The organism is Idiomarina sp. ST20R2A10, from assembly GCF_051842345.1.
Taxonomy (GTDB): Bacteria; Pseudomonadota; Gammaproteobacteria; order Enterobacterales; family Alteromonadaceae; genus Idiomarina; species Idiomarina loihiensis.
The window spans coordinates 81,617-97,790 of record NZ_JBNIEY010000003.1 but is presented as its reverse complement, the minus strand read 5'-3'; the positions used below and the strand labels follow the sequence as shown (position 1 = coordinate 97,790).

14 protein-coding genes are annotated in these 16,174 nt (G+C 47.6%); 7 read left to right on the top strand and 7 right to left on the bottom strand.

Annotated elements, in window-relative coordinates; translation table 11 throughout:
* The first annotated feature begins 3 nt into the window (after window positions 1–3).
* Genes sufC through ACP7H9_RS06195 form a run of 6 tightly spaced genes read left to right on the top strand, consistent with a single transcriptional unit; the run spans window position 4 to window position 4,605 of the window.
* Complete coding sequence (gene sufC, locus ACP7H9_RS06220) at window positions 4–762, top strand: Fe-S cluster assembly ATPase SufC (RefSeq protein ID WP_011233416.1); 759 nt, start codon at window positions 4–6, stop codon at window positions 760–762.
* Window positions 759–2,009: a Fe-S cluster assembly protein SufD gene (gene sufD / locus ACP7H9_RS06215; RefSeq protein WP_439222373.1), complete on the top strand. Its 1,251-nt coding sequence runs from the start codon at window positions 759–761 to the stop codon at window positions 2,007–2,009. Before sufC ends, sufD begins: the two co-directional genes overlap by 4 nt.
* Window positions 2,006–3,223 (top strand): aminotransferase class V-fold PLP-dependent enzyme, encoded by a 1,218-nt coding sequence (locus tag ACP7H9_RS06210; RefSeq protein ID WP_034819047.1) that lies wholly within the window; start codon window positions 2,006–2,008, stop codon window positions 3,221–3,223. Before sufD ends, ACP7H9_RS06210 begins: the two co-directional genes overlap by 4 nt.
* 16 nt (window positions 3,224–3,239) lie before the next feature.
* Complete coding sequence (locus ACP7H9_RS06205; RefSeq protein WP_011233413.1) at window positions 3,240–3,596, top strand: HesB/IscA family protein; 357 nt, start codon at window positions 3,240–3,242, stop codon at window positions 3,594–3,596.
* Window positions 3,597–3,610: 14 nt separating this feature from the next.
* Complete coding sequence (gene sufT / locus ACP7H9_RS06200) at window positions 3,611–4,144, top strand: putative Fe-S cluster assembly protein SufT (protein WP_011233412.1); 534 nt, start codon at window positions 3,611–3,613, stop codon at window positions 4,142–4,144.
* A 44-nt stretch (window positions 4,145–4,188) separates the two neighbouring features.
* On the top strand, window positions 4,189–4,605 hold the full coding sequence (locus ACP7H9_RS06195) for a SufE family protein (RefSeq protein WP_011233411.1): 417 nt from the start codon (window positions 4,189–4,191) through the stop codon (window positions 4,603–4,605).
* Window positions 4,606–4,686: 81 nt separating this feature from the next.
* Here the strand turns inward: ACP7H9_RS06195 and ACP7H9_RS06190 are convergent, their stop codons facing one another.
* The 5 genes from ACP7H9_RS06190 to ACP7H9_RS06170 form a co-directional block, all read right to left on the bottom strand.
* Window positions 4,687–5,601, bottom strand: a complete 915-nt coding sequence (locus tag ACP7H9_RS06190; protein ID WP_439222372.1) for an SPFH domain-containing protein — start codon at window positions 5,599–5,601, stop codon at window positions 4,687–4,689.
* 119 nt (window positions 5,602–5,720) lie between these two features.
* Entirely contained in the window at window positions 5,721–7,859 is a 2,139-nt protein-coding gene (locus ACP7H9_RS06185; protein WP_439222371.1) for a prolyl oligopeptidase family serine peptidase, read from the bottom strand.
* A 93-nt stretch (window positions 7,860–7,952) separates the two neighbouring features.
* Window positions 7,953–9,491 (bottom strand): HAL/PAL/TAL family ammonia-lyase, encoded by a 1,539-nt coding sequence (locus ACP7H9_RS06180; protein ID WP_439222370.1) that lies wholly within the window; start codon window positions 9,489–9,491, stop codon window positions 7,953–7,955.
* Window positions 9,492–9,534: 43 nt separating this feature from the next.
* Entirely contained in the window at window positions 9,535–10,983 is a 1,449-nt protein-coding gene (locus ACP7H9_RS06175) for an FAD-binding domain-containing protein (protein WP_439222369.1), read from the bottom strand.
* Window positions 10,984–10,985: 2 nt separating this feature from the next.
* Window positions 10,986–12,335, bottom strand: coding sequence for a DASH family cryptochrome (locus tag ACP7H9_RS06170; protein WP_439222368.1), 1,350 nt, complete (start codon window positions 12,333–12,335; stop codon window positions 10,986–10,988).
* An 87-nt stretch (window positions 12,336–12,422) separates the two neighbouring features.
* Here ACP7H9_RS06170 and ACP7H9_RS06165 point away from each other — a divergent pair, with 87 nt between their 5' ends.
* Entirely contained in the window at window positions 12,423–12,878 is a 456-nt protein-coding gene (locus ACP7H9_RS06165) for a DUF3429 domain-containing protein (protein ID WP_439222367.1), read from the top strand.
* A 14-nt stretch (window positions 12,879–12,892) separates the two neighbouring features.
* On the opposite strand, the gene ACP7H9_RS06160 is transcribed toward ACP7H9_RS06165, so the two are convergent.
* Together ACP7H9_RS06160 and ACP7H9_RS06155 are read right to left on the bottom strand one after the other, a co-directional pair.
* Window positions 12,893–15,112: a glycosyltransferase gene (locus ACP7H9_RS06160; protein ID WP_439222366.1), complete on the bottom strand. Its 2,220-nt coding sequence runs from the start codon at window positions 15,110–15,112 to the stop codon at window positions 12,893–12,895.
* A complete protein-coding gene (locus tag ACP7H9_RS06155; RefSeq protein WP_034819095.1) occupies window positions 15,109–16,173 on the bottom strand; it encodes a lysylphosphatidylglycerol synthase transmembrane domain-containing protein in 1,065 nt (354 codons plus the stop codon). The genes ACP7H9_RS06160 and ACP7H9_RS06155 overlap by 4 nt, the downstream gene beginning before the upstream one ends.
* Between the last annotated feature and the right edge of the window lies 1 nt (window position 16,174).

Sequence of the window (16,174 nt, the reverse complement as noted above, 5' to 3'; positions counted from 1 at the left end):
AACATGCTATCGATTAAAGACCTGCACGCACGTGTGGAAGAAACAACAATTTTGAAAGGCCTGAATCTGGAAATAAAACCCGGCGAAGTACACGCTATTATGGGTCCTAACGGTGCCGGTAAAAGTACTTTAGGTTACGTTTTATCCGGCCGCGATGGCTACGAAGTAGAAAGCGGCAGCGTAGAAATGGACGGTAAAGACTTACTGGACATGGAAGTGGAAGAGCGTGCCCAGGCCGGTATATTTCTGGCTTTTCAGTACCCTGTTGAAATTCCCGGCGTCAGCAACATGGAATTTATGAAGGAATCTGTAAATGCCATGCGTGAAGCTCATGGCGAAAGCGCTTTGAGCTCAGCTGAATTCCTGAAAAAAGCCAAAGAAGCCTGTAAGCAAGTTGAGTTACCGCTCGACTTCTTAAAGCGTGGCGTCAATGAAGGCTTTTCCGGTGGTGAGAAAAAGCGTAACGAAATTATGCAGATGATCATGCTGGAGCCAAAAATTGCGATTCTGGATGAGTCAGATTCCGGGCTTGATGTCGATGCACTGCAAGTGGTCGCAAAGGGTGTTAACAGCCAGCGCGACGGCAAGCGCAGCTTTATTGTGGTCACCCACTACCAACGTTTGCTGGACTACATTGAGCCTGACTATGTTCACATTTTGTCTAAAGGCAAAATAGTGAAAAGTGGCGGTCCTGAACTGGCTAAAGAAGTCGAAGCATCAGGTTATGCCTGGTTAGCTGAAGCAGAAGGAGCAGATGCATGAGTCAATGGTTAAACCACGTTTTAGAGCGTGCCTCGACCGTTGACGATTGGCTATCTCCGGTCCGGGCACAAGCCTTGGACACGTTAAAGCAACAGCAATGGCCGACACGCCGCACCGAAGCCTGGCGTTATACGTCGTTGCATCCGGTTGCTGATTTAGAGCTGAAATCCGGCACCGGTAGCGCGACTGCCGAAGCACCAGTCATTGAAGGCTTAAACAGTCTGGATTTGGTGTTTGTCGACGGTCAGCTTAGTACCGACATCAGCAAGCTTAAGTTACCTGAAGGTATCACTATTAGTGAACTTTCAGCACCCAGCGAACCCGCTGAAGCTATTTTTGCGCAAGTAAAACCCAGTCGTCATTTGTTTGGTCTGGTGAACGACGTATTGGCGCAGCAAGGCGTTGTTATCGACATTGCAGCTAACACTAAAGTTGAACAGCCCATTCGCATAGTTAATTTTGCATCTGCCGGTATTGAGTCTCATCAGCGTACGCTGGTACGTGTTGGTGAAAATGCGCAGGCAACCATTATTGAGCACGGCAGCGGCTCAGGTAACAGCCTGAATACCGTCTTTGCTGAATATGACATAGCCGAAAAAGCGCGTTTAGAGCATTACCGTTTTGCCCTGCACGAAGGCGAAGCGATTCACATTGGCGGCAGCCACTTTAAACTGCACGATCACGCTAAACTGAATAGCACCTTAATTGGCTACGGCAGTCAGTTAACGCGTCTGGACGTTGATATTGAACATGCGGGCGAGCACGCCTTTGCCAAGTTTAATAACGTGTATTTACTGGCACCCCGTCAGCACTTCGATCTGCACAGCACCATTGAGCATGCCTCACCCAACGGCACGACCGAAGAGAACGCCCGCGGCATTATCGGTGACCGGGCGAAGGCGGTATTTAATGGTCGTATTCATATTCATCGTCATGCACAGAAAACTCTGGCCGAACTGAATAATCGTAACCTGCTGCTGACTCGTGGTGCGCAAATTAATACTAAGCCCGAGCTGGAGATTTACGCAGACGATGTACAGTGTGCGCACGGTGCAACGGTTGCTGAAATTGATGAAGAAGCGTTGTATTACATGCTGACGCGTGGCATCGACAGACAACAAGCGCTGGTTATGCTCAACTTTGGCTTCGTACAGGAAATGGTGTTCCAGATGCCAAATAAAGCCCTGGCCGACTGGTTGCAGCCTATTTTGAAAACCCGCTTTGAAAGTATGATGGAGAAGCAATGAGCCTGAACGTTGCACAAATTCGTGAGCAGTTTCCGATACTGCAACGGCAGGTAAACGGTAAACCACTGGTTTATCTGGATAACGCTGCCACCACGCAAAAGCCACAAGCGGTCATCGACGCGCTGACGGATTACTATACTCAGTGCAACGCCAATGTTCATCGCGGGGCTCATTATCTTTCTGATGAAGCCACCCGTCGCTACGAAGCGGCACGTAAAACCGTAGCTGACTACATACATGCAAATCGTCAGGAAGAGGTCATCTGGACCAGCGGCACCACCGAAGGTATTAACCTGGTCGCTAATGGTGTTGCTCAGCGCTTAAAAGCTGGCGAGGAAGTACTGGTGACCGAAATGGAACACCATGCGAACCTGGTCACCTGGCAACAGGCGTGTAAGCGTTCTGGCGCCACGTTAAAAGTCGTACCCATTAATGAAGACGGCTCACTCAATACCGAGCAGTTTCACGCTCTGCTGAGTGAGAACACTGCTTTCGTTTCAATGCCCCACATTTCAAATGCGCTGGGTACCATTAACCCAATTAAAGAACTCACCGCTGCCGCCAAGGCCAAAGACGCTCTGGTTATGATTGATGGCGCACAAGGCGTGGCGCACGGCGCTATCGATGTGCAGGACATAGGCTGTGATTTTTACGCGTTTTCCGGTCATAAGCTGTTCGGACCAACCGGCATTGGCGTGCTCTGGGGTTGTTACGAGGTTTTAAAAGACTGGCCTATATGGTTAGTCGGTGGCGAAATGATAGCGACAGTCAGTTACCAGGACGCCACCTGGGGTGAATTACCAAACCGACTGGAAGCCGGTACGCCAAATATCGCTGGTGCCATTGGTCTGGCGGCAGCTATAAACTGGTTACAGCAATTTAATAAAGCCGACATTCTAGCTCACGAAACCGCCTTACTGGCACGCGCAACCGAGCTGGCAGAGCAAACCGATGGCTTAACCATTGTTGGCCACGCCGACAACAAAATTGGCGTGCTAAGCTTTATTTTAGATGGCGCACACCCGGCTGATATTGGCTTCTTGCTGGACAAGCAAGGCATAGCCATTCGTACTGGTGACCACTGCGCTCAACCGCTAATGAAACGCCTGAATGTACCAGGTACTGCGCGCGCGTCATTTACCATTTATAATACATTAGACGAGGTTGATAAGCTGTTTGAAGGCATCAACAAAGCTCGTTTAATGCTAGCCTAATGGCAGGAGGAGACTCATGTCTGTAGAAACATTTGTACCATCGTCTTCGTTAATTTCGATGACAGAAAACGCTGTACGTTACTTTGAGTCACGCTTAAAAGATGAACCGGGCAAGCTGATTCGCCTGTCGACTAAGCAAAGTGGCTGTACGGGCTATGCCTATGTACTTGATTCTGTCGATGCGATGGAAGACGGCGATGAAGTGGTCGATATTAACGACAACATCAAAGTCGCTATTGCCTCTAATGCGCTGGAACTGGTGCGTAACACCGAAATTGATTACGTAAAAGAAGGCATTAACGGCGTGGTTAAATTCAACAACCCGAATGTTGTTAATGAGTGTGGTTGCGGCGAAAGCTTCAACGTGCAGTAACGGAAGTTTAAATTATGCAGCAGAAAATGGTGTCCACCACCCGTGAAGTTAAAGCGCGTCGCGTGCCAACGGGTGAGCCTAAAGTTATTCCTAAAGGTGAGTTTGTTACTATTACTCAGGATTTAGGCGGTAACTATACGGTTACCTTTCAGGGTAACATGCTGCGCATAGACGGCACGGATGCGGATGCGATTGGCCGTAAGCCAGAAAAGCTCGACTTTGAACCACCAGCAAACGGAAAAGTTTCAGAAGATCAGGTCTGGGAAGCGTTAGAGACCATTTATGACCCGGAAATTCCGATTAACTTAGTTTCGCTGGGGCTTATCTACAAAGTCGCGGTTGATAAAGATTCCGGCACCGTTACTATTGATATGACCTTAACCGCACCAGGCTGTGGTATGGGTCCGGTATTAGTGGGTGATGTTGAGTATCGGGTTTCTCTGGTACCGCACGTTAAAAATGTGAATGTTGAACTCGTTTTTGACCCACCCTGGTCACGCGACATGATGAGCGAAGAAGCTCAGCTTGAAGCCGGTGTTTTCTTTTAACATGAGTCGTTCTTTTAACTTATAAGTGAAGGTTATTGGTCAGCATGAATTTACCCAGTACAGATGAAATCATTGATGACTTAGAGTTTTTAGATGACTGGGAGCAACGTTACCAGTACATCATTGATTTAGGTAAAGCATTGCCCGGTCTACCGGAAAGCCAGCATAAAGATGAGTATCTGGTGCGCGGCTGCCAAAGTAATGTCTGGCTTATTAGTGAAGAAAAGGACGGCAAGCTGTTGTTGCACGTTGATAGCGACGCAGTCATTGTTCAGGGGTTGCTGACCTTAGTGATGGCGGCTTACCACGACAAAACTCCGGAACAAATTCTTGCTTTTGATATCGACAACTACTTTGCTCAGCTGGACTTAGAAAACCACATTACACCGACTCGCGGAAACGGCTTACGTGCTATTGTTGGAAGAATTCAGCAACTGGCAAAACACAACAGCCAGGCTTAAATGGTATTAAACAGCAGCTCAACCGCATAAAATCGATTGGTATTATCGTAGATTGGTTGAGCCGCCAACAGCGGAAAGGTTTCAGCCATCTTTTTTACTGTCTTTGGCCGCTTCCATTGCGCTTAAAATATCCGAGGATAAAGAATCCAGCTGACCCGTTGGTTGCGGCAACATAATCACTTTACTGGCAGCGGTATCGAAAGAACCCAATACATCGACATAGTTAGTGAATTTCAGCAAATCGATGACATCTTTAGACGTTATGTCATTAGCCTGATCGGTAACCATGGCAATAGAATCCCGCAAACCTTCAGCTATCGCTAAACGCTGACCGGCAATACCCTGACCCTGCAAAATTTTCGATTCTTTGTCGGCTTCAGCCTGCTTCACCAGCATAATTTTTTCAGCTTCCGCCTTATGTTCTGCTGCACGACGCTCTCTTTCTGCGGCGTTAATTTGGTTCATTGAATCTTTAACCGACTGGTCCGGGTCAATGTCTGTCACCAGCGACGCAATAATCTCAAAACCATATTCTTCCATGGTATCGCGCAACTGCTCTTTTACATCTTTAGAAATAGAGTCTTTGTTGTCGAATACTGCGTCCAGATTCTGCTTAGGAATTTGCGCACGTACCGTATCAAACACATAAGACTGCATTTGCCACTCAGGATTTTCAAGCTGATAAAACGCATTATAAACCGAGGTTTCATTGCTCACGCGATACTGTACTGACACCCGGACAATAACAAACACGTTATCGTTTGTTTTGGTCTCAACATCGACATCCAACTGCCGCGTTCTCATTGACTGTTTGTGAGCAACCTGCTCAATAAGCGGGATAATAAAGTTAAGCCCCGGCGTCAACATACGCCGATAACGCCCGAACAGTTCCACCAAGTACACGTTCTGCTGCGGCACAATGCGTACCGAAGCTATCAGTAAGAGTAAAACAACTACAGCGGCAACTACCCACATAATATTTAAATCATTGTTCATTATTGAATCCTCATAGTACGAGAATGGGAGGGCAAAGAGATTAACGGGAAACGAGAAAAATATCGAAAGAATGATGCAAAGGCTTCGCCATAAACGGCGAAGCCTTTACTGGTCAGTAGTTACTCAGGAAGCTCTTCAAACCCCATGTGATACAAAGTAAAACCGAAGATATCGGAATACTGCTCAATGGTTTTTGAAACCGGTGTGCCAGCACCGTGTCCAGCATTGGTTTCAATACGGATAAGCTGAGGGTTTTCACCGCCCGCTTTGTCCTGAAGCTCCGCCGCAAACTTAAATGAGTGCGCAGGAACCACGCGATCATCATGGTCACCCGTAGTGATTAGCGTTGCCGGATAAGCCACGCCTTCTTCCACGTTATGGACAGGCGAGTAACCAATTAAGTATTCAAACATTTCTTTACTGTCGTCGGCAGTACCGTAGTCGTACGCCCAGCCTGCTCCAGCGGTGAAAGTATGATAGCGAAGCATGTCCAGAACACCGACTGCAGGCAAAGCAACTGCAAAGAGTTCAGGACGCTGAGTCATGACTGCGCCAACTAGCAAGCCGCCGTTAGAACCACCACGAACAGCCAGATGATCAGATGACGTATACTTCTCATCAATCAGGTATTCAGCTGCGGCAATAAAGTCGTCAAACACATTCTGTTTCTGCATTTTCGTACCAGCTTTATGCCAGTCTTTGCCGTATTCACCGCCACCGCGTAAGTTAGCAACGGCGTAAACACCGCCCATTTCTAACCAGGCTGCGTTAGCAATACTGAACGAAGGCGTCAGGCTGATATTAAAGCCACCATAACCATACAAAATTGTCGGGTTGGAGCCATCCAGCTTAGTGCCCTTTTTGTAGGTAATGATCATAGGCACTTCGGTGCCGTCTTTAGACGTATAAAACACCTGCTTTGATTCATAGTTTGCTGGGTCAAAATCGGCACCAGACTCAGCATAAACTTCTGAACCGCCCTGGTCCGGGTCAAACTTATAAATCGTTGACGGTGTGCTGTAGTTGGTAAAGGTGTAGTACAACTCATCCGCTTCTTTCTTACCTGAGAAGCCACCAATACTGCCCACACCCGGAAGCTGAACTTCACGCACCATATCGCCGTTATAGGCGTATTGCTTCACCTGAGCCACAGCATCCACCATGTACTCGGCAAAGATATAGCCCGCACCGGTTGAGACGCTTAGCACGTTTTCCGTTTCTGGGATAAAGTCTTCCCAGTTTTCCGGCGCTGGATTACTCGCGTCAACAGTCACAACACGCTGGTTTGGCGCATCAAGGTTAGTCACAAGGTAAAGCTTTGAACCATCGTTATCTAATACACGAGTATCCGAACCGGTATGATCCAGAACGGTGACCAGCTTACTGTCTTCTTCTGTAAGATCTTTAATAAAGAGCTTATTGCCAGAGGTGGAGTTTGCCGCCGAAATCATCAGGTAACGGTCGTCATCGGTAACGTAGCCGCCAACGTAACGGTGCTTCTCAGCATCCGTTCCACCAAACACCAGTTTGTCATCAGACTGGTCTGTACCCAGCTCGTGGTAATACAGCTTGTGCTGGTCGGTCTTTGCAGAAAGCTCACTGCCTTCTGGCTTATCATAACTGGAGTAGTAGAAACCTTCATTGTCTACCCAGGAAATACCGCTGAACTTCACATCCACTAACGGCTCTTCCAGCTGTTCTTTGGTTTCGGCGTCAATAACCCGAATTTTACGCCAGTCACTGCCGCCCTCAGAAATTGAATATGCCGCTAACGAACCGTCGTCAGAAAAGGTTAGCTGCGCCAGCGAGGTTGTTCCGTCTTCACTAAAGGTGTTCGGATCCAGGAATACTTCCGGATCTTCGTCACCTTTCTGGCGGTACACCACATACTGGTTTTGCAAGCCGTCGTTTTTGTAGAAATAGGTGTAATCGCCCTCTTTAAACGGCGCGCTGATTTTCTCGTAGTTCCACAACTCGGTCAGACGCTTTTCTATCGTCTCGCGATATGGAATAGACTCTAAGTGTGCGAAAGTCACTTCATTCTGAGCTTTAACCCAGTTTTCGGTCTCTTCGCTACGGTCATCTTCTAACCAGCGATACGGGTCCGCTACTTCGGTACCAAAGTAGGTATCAACCACATCGCCTTTACGCGTTTCCGGATACGACATAGATTGCGTATTCGCCTCTTGTTCTGTTTCAGCATTTTGTGAACAGGCTGTCAGCAAACTGACTGCAACTGCTCCCAGTAGATATTTCATTGTTATTATCCTTATCAACTTTTTGTAGCAAGTTCTTATAGGCAGCACGTTAATTTAGCAAAATCTCCTGTTAGAAAGTAGCACAAATAAGTATCAAGATGTGTACAAACACCAGCGTTTTTCAGCTAATTGCTCCAGCCAGAAACGAAGCTCTCCTTCAAGCGCACGGTCTTCTTTTATCGGCGCAAATTCTTTTTCAATGTCGTTTAGCATGTATTCCACGTCTACAGATAAGGATTCCGAAGTACCCTTTACTCTTTGCCTCAGCCGAACCCCCTGGCACGAGGCCAGAAGAGTCGCGATAGCAACTTGTCCAGTTAACTCCAAAACTCTCACACAGTCCCGGGCCGCAATGGTTCCCATGCTCACCTTATCCTGATTGTGACACTCAGTAGAGCGGGAAAAAACGCTGGCAGGCATAGTCAGCTTTAGTGCTTCAGCAGTCCATGCAGAACAGCCAATTTGAACCGCTTTAAACCCATGATTAATAGCAGCTCTTGAGGAATCGGCTGCAGATAAGTTTGCCGGTAAACCGTTATTTACTTTCTGATCCATCAACAGCGCCATTTGCCTGTCATGTAAATCGGCCAGATTAGCCACTTGGGTTTTTAGCGTGTCCATCGCCATAGCAATATGGCCACCATAGAAATGACCACCGTGCAGAACCTGTTCTCGCTCGGCGTCAATAATAGGGTTGTCATTTGCGCTGTTCAGTTCATTTTCTATTGTTTGCCTAAGCCAGGGTAGAGCATCTTTTAATGCACCTACAATATGCGGAGAACAGCGAATGGAGTACCGATCCTGCAAACGCGCAGAATTTCTTTGTGTGGGTATTTCACCTAAATCATGGCGTATCCACTTAGCCACCTGTTGTTGACCCACATGCGGCTTAACCTGAAATAAATGTTCGTCAAAGTGCTGAGCGTTTCCGCCAAGCGCGTAACACACCAAAGACGTAATACGACTCGACAGACGACTGAAGTAATCCGCTTTGTCAAAGTTCAGACAAGCAACTGCCGTCATAACTGCCGTGCCGTTCATCAGTGCCAGAGCTTCTTTGGGTCTAAGTTTATAAGGGGATAACCCAAAGGTGTTAAAGGCTTCCGCACTTGAAATGACCTGCCCGCGAAAATGCACTTTATTTTCACCAACAAGCGCACTGGCAATATAGGATAAAGGCGTTAAGTCACCGCTGGCGCCAACGCTCCCTTCTTGAGGAATAAGAGGCAATATATCCTCATTTATCATAAGGGTCAGTCGCTCAAGTAACTCCCAGCTTACTCCCGAGTACCCTTGCGCCAGAGAACATAAACGAACCGCGAGAATGGCCCGCACCGTTGCTTTATCAAAATGCTCGCCCAGGCCACAACCGTGAAAGCGCGTAAGGTGCAGCGGCAGTTCATCAACTAAATCGGTGGGAACAGCTACTGTACAGCTGTCTCCATAGCCGGTCGTCACACCATAAATAACACCATCTTCCAACAGGAGTTTATCGAGAAAGTCCGCACCAGCCTGAATCCTCTCCCGGAATAGAGGCTCTGAATTCAGTTCTGCTTTTGCCTCACATCGAGAAAGTCGGACAATATCTTCAATTCTTAAGGTGCCTGCACCAAACCATACGTTTTTCTTCATCACAGCTCAATTATCGTTGTTTGACGTTTAATTTACTTGCTCTCTAACCTGAACGATCAACGTGCCGGCTCAGTATTCTTTTATTTTCTAATTGAACAAGAGAGCTCTTGCGCCAGTTCCAAAGGTTTTCACTCATGGTCCCACGATATTCGTCTTTGTCGACGAGCGGATACGGATAATCGGTGCCCAGCTGAATATCGAACATCGCCGATTCCATGGGTGTCAACTGCCAGGGTTCTATTAGCAACTCATTCGGCAGCTCGGCGAGCTCTGGCAGCCAAGTTCGTATAAAAGTACCCTCGGCATCCTGTTCAAGAGCCTGTTTTGTCGGGTTGTATATGCGCACGGTATTAATGCCGGTTACGCCCGCCTGCATTTGAAACTGCGGATAATGAATGCCCGGCTCAAAGTCGAGGAAAAGTGACGCTAGATAATCGGCACCCAGACGCCAGTCTACTGCCAGATAATGACACAAAAAGCTCACCAACATAGCGCGCATTCTGAAGTTAATGTAACCCGTTTTAATCAGGCAACGCATACAGGCATCCACCAGCGGGTAGCCCGTTTTACCCTGTTTCCAGGCCTCTAAATGCTGAGTAACTAATTCATCATTTCGAAACGGCAAAGTCTCATAACCGCGGTTGATAGGCTTACACTGCTGAGTTAACTCACTTTCAAACTTTTGAATAAAGTGACAATGCCAGTGCAAGCGAGAAACCAGCGCACGCAACGGTTTTCTCCAGCCAGGTGTCTGCCAGTAGGTTAAGCAATACTGGTACACCTGCCGCAGACTTAAGTTACCCCAGGCAAGGTACGCCGAAAGTCGGCTGCAACTCTCGCGGCTTAATCCCGGTTTGGAAATATTCACTCCGTATCGTTTCCCCCGGCCTTCAAAAAACGATAACAATGTCTGCCGTGCTTCCAGCTCTCCGCCCTTCTGGAACAACGGGTCGTGCTCCTGCCATTCTGCGGGTGGATGGTAAATTTCGAAAGGACTGACAATAACTCTTGTTAAATCCAGAGTTTCAGGCTCAAGCCGCATCACTCTGTTCCAGTTTTTACGCCATCCCGTACGCGACCGAGCCGCCCGTATCACCGCACCGTAGGGAGACTCGTGCCAGTTTATATTTTGCTCACGGCAAAACTTGGCAACCTGTTTGTCGCGCTGGTAAGTATTGATTAACCCAATTTCCTGATAGCTATACAGCTCCATGCTGCCAAATTTATTCTGTATCCGCTGCAACTGCTCTAAAGTGTCGCCGCAGGAAATATGCAAGTTTACACCATAGGGTTTTAGCTGCTCATTCATGTCACAAAGACTTTGCCAGATAAACCGCCAGTGCCGCATGTCGTAATGCGGATCATCCAGCAACATAGGCTCAACGTTGTACCACAGCAAAACCGAGTCGTGATGCTTCAGAGCAGCAGCTAACGCATCGTGATCGGACAGTCGCAAGTCGCGCTTTAGCCACACTACTGCGGTGCGATTCATGCTCATCGCACCGGCCAGTCTGCGGCATCGACGCTGTCTATGGGTTGCCCGGACAGGTCGCCGGCCCAACGCTCAATAAACTCATTGTCCGGGTCGTAGCGTTCCGTCTGCTTTTCCAGATTAAACTGACGATGCCCTCTGGGGTCGGCTCCCACGCCCGCCAGATACTGCCAGTTGCCCCAGTTGGAGGAAACGTCATAATCAATCAGCTGCTGTTCAAAATAGGCAGCGCCGTAGCGCCAGTCCAGGCTCAGCTCGTGTACAAAACAACTAGCAACTAACTGCCGCCCCCGGTTCGACATATAACCGGTGGCATTCAGCTGATTCATGCAGGCGTTAACTATAGGATAAGGCGTGTTGCCAGAGCACCACTTCTGAAACCTTTCAGAATAAAAGCTGGTTTTGGGTGACTTGCCGGAGAGGCCGGCAAAAGCGAACAGGCGTTTTCCATGTTTCAGTGCGTACCAGAAAAAATACTCGCGCCACAATAACTCAAAACTTATCCAGTAGCTGGATTCACTCTCGCCAAACCGCGCTTCGTACTCTCTTAACGCTGCCATAATTTGCCGGACGGAAAGGCAGCCCTGCGCAAGCCAGGGCGAAAACTTGGTCGAGCTCGAAAAGTCGTCTAAGGCATTTCGTGTTTGTTTATAAGTACCGGCAGACTCACCAGAAAAGTAGCTTGTTAAATGCGTTAAGGCGGCTCTTTCTCCACCTTCAAAGTCATCTGACGCCAATTCATTCAGAGTTTCAGCCTTGAACCCCGGATAACTGATGTTCTCCGGTAATGGAGGCAATGCGTTTATCGGCTGAACCGAAAAGTCACGGCTCAACGGCTCGACCTTTTTCCTGAATTGAGAAAAGGTTTCCGGTAAGTCCGCTAGCTCAAAAGGAAGTTCCGGCTCCGAAAACAAGGTGTTGTTTGGTGTTTCATGAAAAGGCAGAAACGGAAACCGTTGCTGTAACAAACCCAATTGAAGCCGTTCGTAGTAGCCCTGATGCTGGCTCAGGAATACTGCATCCACCTGACGTGCGGAAATGAGTTCGGTTAAAATGCGGTCAAATGTCCCGGCCAAAACAATGAGTTTTTGTCCACGTTTTTCCAGCTCGGTTCGCAGTTGCTTTAAGCTCTGCTGCAAAAAGGTAAAACGATGCTTACCCATGGCCGGAATGCCATAATGGCCATACTTATTCTGCGTCGGATTAAAACAAAAGCAGCAGATGAGTGTTTCACTACGCTGCGCGGCCTCATAAAGCGCCAGGTTGTCTTCAACCCTGAGGTCATCTCGAAATACAAATAAACCTAGCTGATAATCTGCCATAATGAATAAAAGTTGCTGTTTAGTATTCATTACGTAAGTCATTTAGAATTGGACTAAACGTAAATTGAACAATAATCGTAAAATAAAAATAACTGACTTTTGGTGGACTCATTTTTTATGAACAAAGGTAAAAACTGGCTAATTTATACTCTGGGCTTTTTAGGGCTTATTCCCTTTCTGGCATCATCGCTTGCAGCTTTAATGCATACCGGAACCTGGTGGGGCATTTCACCTTTAGAGTTTTTAATTACTTACGGCGCTATTATTCTCAGTTTCCTGGGAGGCACTTTATGGGGCCGGGCACTGCACCGCGCAGAAAGCGAAAAAACCACAGGTTTACTGTTATTAAGCAATGTTTTCGCTTTAGCGGCCTGGTTCACTATTTTAATTAACGCGCCAGCCTGGTCATTAGGTATGCAGATGGTGGGCTTTGCCTTAGTTCTGTACTTTGAACAAAAGCTGGCGCGCAGTTCGGCTATGACGTCTTATATGGGCTACTACCGTATACGGGTATTATTAACGACCATTGTCATCGTCTGCCAATTACTGGTCTTTGGTAACCACATTTTGTAGCGCTAGTTGTAGCACTATTTTTTCTCGTGATACCGAGCCAGAGTTTCCGCATAAATGTGGCGCACGTCATCACTGAATTTTTCCACCGAATAGTCGCGGGCAAAAGCCAGAGCATTTTCCGCGAGGCTCTGGCGCAACGCTTCATCATCCAGCAACTGTTTTACCCGCTCACACCACAAGGCCTGCTTAGCCGGTGTCTTAAAACCGTTATGCCCGTCTTCAACAACATCGTCGATACCACTGGAGCGCACCGCAACCACGGGTAAGCCCGCTGCCATAGCTTCCAGAATGACCATGCCCTGAGTTTCTGACTGCGAGGCAAATAGGAAAGCGTCTCCTAACTGATACCAGGCGGCCATTTGCTCAGGCGGAACTGAGCCTACCAGAGTAATGTACTGCTGCAGTTTCATGTTATCGATGCGTTCCTGTAACCGGTGGCGTTGATGACCGTCGCCCACAATCAGCAAACGGAACGGCTTATCGGTTTGCTCTTTCAGTTGCGCCACCGCCTCTATCATAAAGTCGATATTTTTCTCATTCGACAACCGGGACACACTAACAAATACCGTTTCATCCCCTAGCTTTTGTTGCTGGCGCAGCTCCTCTATTTGCTTGTCGTCAACTTGCTGGAAACGCTCAAACTCAATACCTGTTGGCTGTACAAAGGTCGGCTTCTTAACCCCTATCATGCGCAGGTATTCTTCCGTCGACTGTGTCGGCACAATTACGCCGTCGCATTTGTTGGCAAAGCGACGCACCAAAAAGTGCGCAATAATATTGCGGAACAACGAACCGGGTAAAAACACAAAGTGCGCATAATGTTCTAGCCGCGTGTGATAAGTATAAACCACCGGCACTTTCAGGCGGCGCGCAATAAAGACCCCAAGCGAACCTATCCAGAACGGATGGTGAACGTGAATAATATCCGGTTTAAAGGCTTTAACCTTTTTACGCACGGCACCGGAGAAAATATTGGCAAACTGAAACTCACTCTTTTCACCAAAAGAAAACAGCGACGGCATACGCACCACATGCTCTTCTTTTTCACTACTTTGCTGATAGCGCGGCGCAACAACCAATACCTTATCTTTGAGCTTAACTAATCCCAGACGCAGGCGCTCGATAGAAATTGGCACACCACCGATAAAAGGCAGATAGTTATTCGTGAACATGGCCACGCGCAACGGCTTTTTGAACCAGGGCTGCGGGTCAATATCGTAGTCGGGGTAGTAATCTTTACCGACGAATACCGCGTTGTACAATTTGGTACTGATAACCAGGAACAGACTCACCAGCAGAATAAAATTCAGGTAGCCCACGTAAAATAACGAATGAATAAAGAACCACAGGCTTTCCAGCTGTTTCAGAATGGGGTGCTGACCAATTTCCAGCTCTTCAACAGAGTGCTCAACCGAGCCATCGGCATTCACTGTTACTTTCACATAATGATAAAAGCTTTCATCCTGATTCAGTACCAGACCACCCGCACCACCGGTAGTGATATAGGGAATACCGTTGTGCTCACGCTCTGAGTAAATAGAGATATTGGATGAAAAGACGCGATCAACACCGAAGTTGCTTATTGTCTGCAGTAACGCATGACGGAACTCCATGGGTTGCAGGAAATCGTCCTCCTGGGCTAAAAAAAACTCTTCTTCAGGCTCTAAAGGTGGGTGACCAATAAAAACAAAGCGATGCTTTGAATCGTCGGCTTTAAGAATATCGGTTAACCAGCGAAGCTGCCATTGCCATGGCGTTTTTCCCGTGCTGTCTAAGAAAATAAAGCGGCTGTCATCGGCAGTAAAACTGAAAAAATGCGGACCGTAATGGTCATAAAAGCGGAAGCTGCCAAACTCTTCATACTCATTGTTACCGAAGGTCAGTAAATACGGCATATCCAGCCGCGACAGAGTACCTTTTATTGCCCGGTATTTGTCTTCTCCTCCACTGCTCACAGCATTCCCCGCAGACACTAAAAAATCAATGTCGGTGTCGTTCAACATAGGAATAATGCGACGCTCGAAAATACCAACCGAATTATTGATATTACCCACTACAGCAAAGCTGTAACTGTCCTGTCCTTCCAGCCGGGCACTAATGTCTGAGAGCTGTTCGGTATGCTCCGCCTCAAATTCAGAAGTCACCAGGTTCAAATAAATTTTATAGCCAATAAGCCCAACCACAACCGCAATGTTGAGGTAAAACAGGACTTTCAGTAACTTGGTTTTATTCATTGTATGCCCTGCACTTTAGCCGACTGAACTAAGTAGCGCTGTAAAATAAAGAGTCCCAATAACATACCAAGATAAATGGTTAAGAAGCGCCAGCTAAAGGTGACTAACAGTAAATGATTATTGGCTAAAATGTCATTAAAAAAGCTACCAAACACACCTTCGGAAATTCCCGAAGCACCGGGCGTTGGCGCGAAATACATGATAAAGGTGGTAACCACCAGCAGTCCCAGGCTGACGAGGTAATCAACGTCGTATCCTAAACCCCACATTAGCAGCGCGGGAAAACTGAATAAGCTGAGCAGAAAAATGACGGTGGACAATACCGACAGCGCAATAGCCACCTTAGAGCCGCGACAATACTCCGAAAAACTCCGGGAGAAACGCAGCATTTCGCGGCGAGTTTTGTATTGCCAGCGCAGATGACGCTCAGGACTAATCAGTTGCAGCTTATGCACCGCTTTACATAAATAGCTTAGCGGCCCAATTAACCAATGTGCCCGCAACAAAACCACCGCGAAGAAGAGCAGATAAAGCACAATGAAAACGGCAAGAGCCGTACCAATTTCACCAATAATAGCTTTGTTCTGCAGTGGCTCCAGCACCAGCAAGAACACCGGCGTCAGCGAAAAAATAAAGAAAATAGCCAACACCGTACGAATAGTAGTGGCAGCGGTCGCCCGCCCAATAGGCACGCCGTGCTCGTGTAAGAACCAAACCTGCGCGAAACCGCCACCGGTGGCCATAGGGGTAATATTGGAGAAAAAGATATTAATAAAGACCAGTTTAGCCATGGCTTTTTTAGGAATACGGTAACCCAGAGCGCGCAAAGTGTAGTAAAGCCGCAAACCGTCGGCGGCGAAGTAAACCAGTAACAGCAAGACTGCGGCACTTAAAACTTCAGGGGCAAACAAACGAAAATCGAAGGTAAGACTGCGGCCGGAAAAGTGGTCATAAATGGCGTAAAATCCGGCAGCCGTGAGTAAAACAAATAACACACTAAATAGCGTTAAGCGTTTCCACGAGGCTTTGTATTGTTTTTCTTCTTCCGCTGAAGCTGCCATC

Coding starts and splice junctions, on each gene's coding strand:
- ACP7H9_RS06170 (WP_439222368.1), bottom strand. CDS start 12,335: ATGAATACTAAACAGCAACTTTTATTCATTATGGCAGATTATCAGCTA.
- ACP7H9_RS06180 (WP_439222370.1), bottom strand. CDS start 9,491: ATGAAGAAAAACGTATGGTTTGGTGCAGGCACCTTAAGAATTGAAGAT.
- ACP7H9_RS06205 (WP_011233413.1), top strand. CDS start 3,240: ATGTCTGTAGAAACATTTGTACCATCGTCTTCGTTAATTTCGATGACA.
- ACP7H9_RS06175 (WP_439222369.1), bottom strand. CDS start 10,983: ATGAATCGCACCGCAGTAGTGTGGCTAAAGCGCGACTTGCGACTGTCC.
- ACP7H9_RS06190 (WP_439222372.1), bottom strand. CDS start 5,601: ATGAACAATGATTTAAATATTATGTGGGTAGTTGCCGCTGTAGTTGTT.
- sufT (WP_011233412.1), top strand. CDS start 3,611: ATGCAGCAGAAAATGGTGTCCACCACCCGTGAAGTTAAAGCGCGTCGC.
- sufD (WP_439222373.1), top strand. CDS start 759: ATGAGTCAATGGTTAAACCACGTTTTAGAGCGTGCCTCGACCGTTGAC.
- ACP7H9_RS06155 (WP_034819095.1), bottom strand. CDS start 16,173: ATGGCAGCTTCAGCGGAAGAAGAAAAACAATACAAAGCCTCGTGGAAA.
- ACP7H9_RS06195 (WP_011233411.1), top strand. CDS start 4,189: ATGAATTTACCCAGTACAGATGAAATCATTGATGACTTAGAGTTTTTA.
- ACP7H9_RS06165 (WP_439222367.1), top strand. CDS start 12,423: ATGAACAAAGGTAAAAACTGGCTAATTTATACTCTGGGCTTTTTAGGG.
- ACP7H9_RS06160 (WP_439222366.1), bottom strand. CDS start 15,112: ATGAATAAAACCAAGTTACTGAAAGTCCTGTTTTACCTCAACATTGCG.
- sufC (WP_011233416.1), top strand. CDS start 4: ATGCTATCGATTAAAGACCTGCACGCACGTGTGGAAGAAACAACAATT.
- ACP7H9_RS06185 (WP_439222371.1), bottom strand. CDS start 7,859: ATGAAATATCTACTGGGAGCAGTTGCAGTCAGTTTGCTGACAGCCTGT.
- ACP7H9_RS06210 (WP_034819047.1), top strand. CDS start 2,006: ATGAGCCTGAACGTTGCACAAATTCGTGAGCAGTTTCCGATACTGCAA.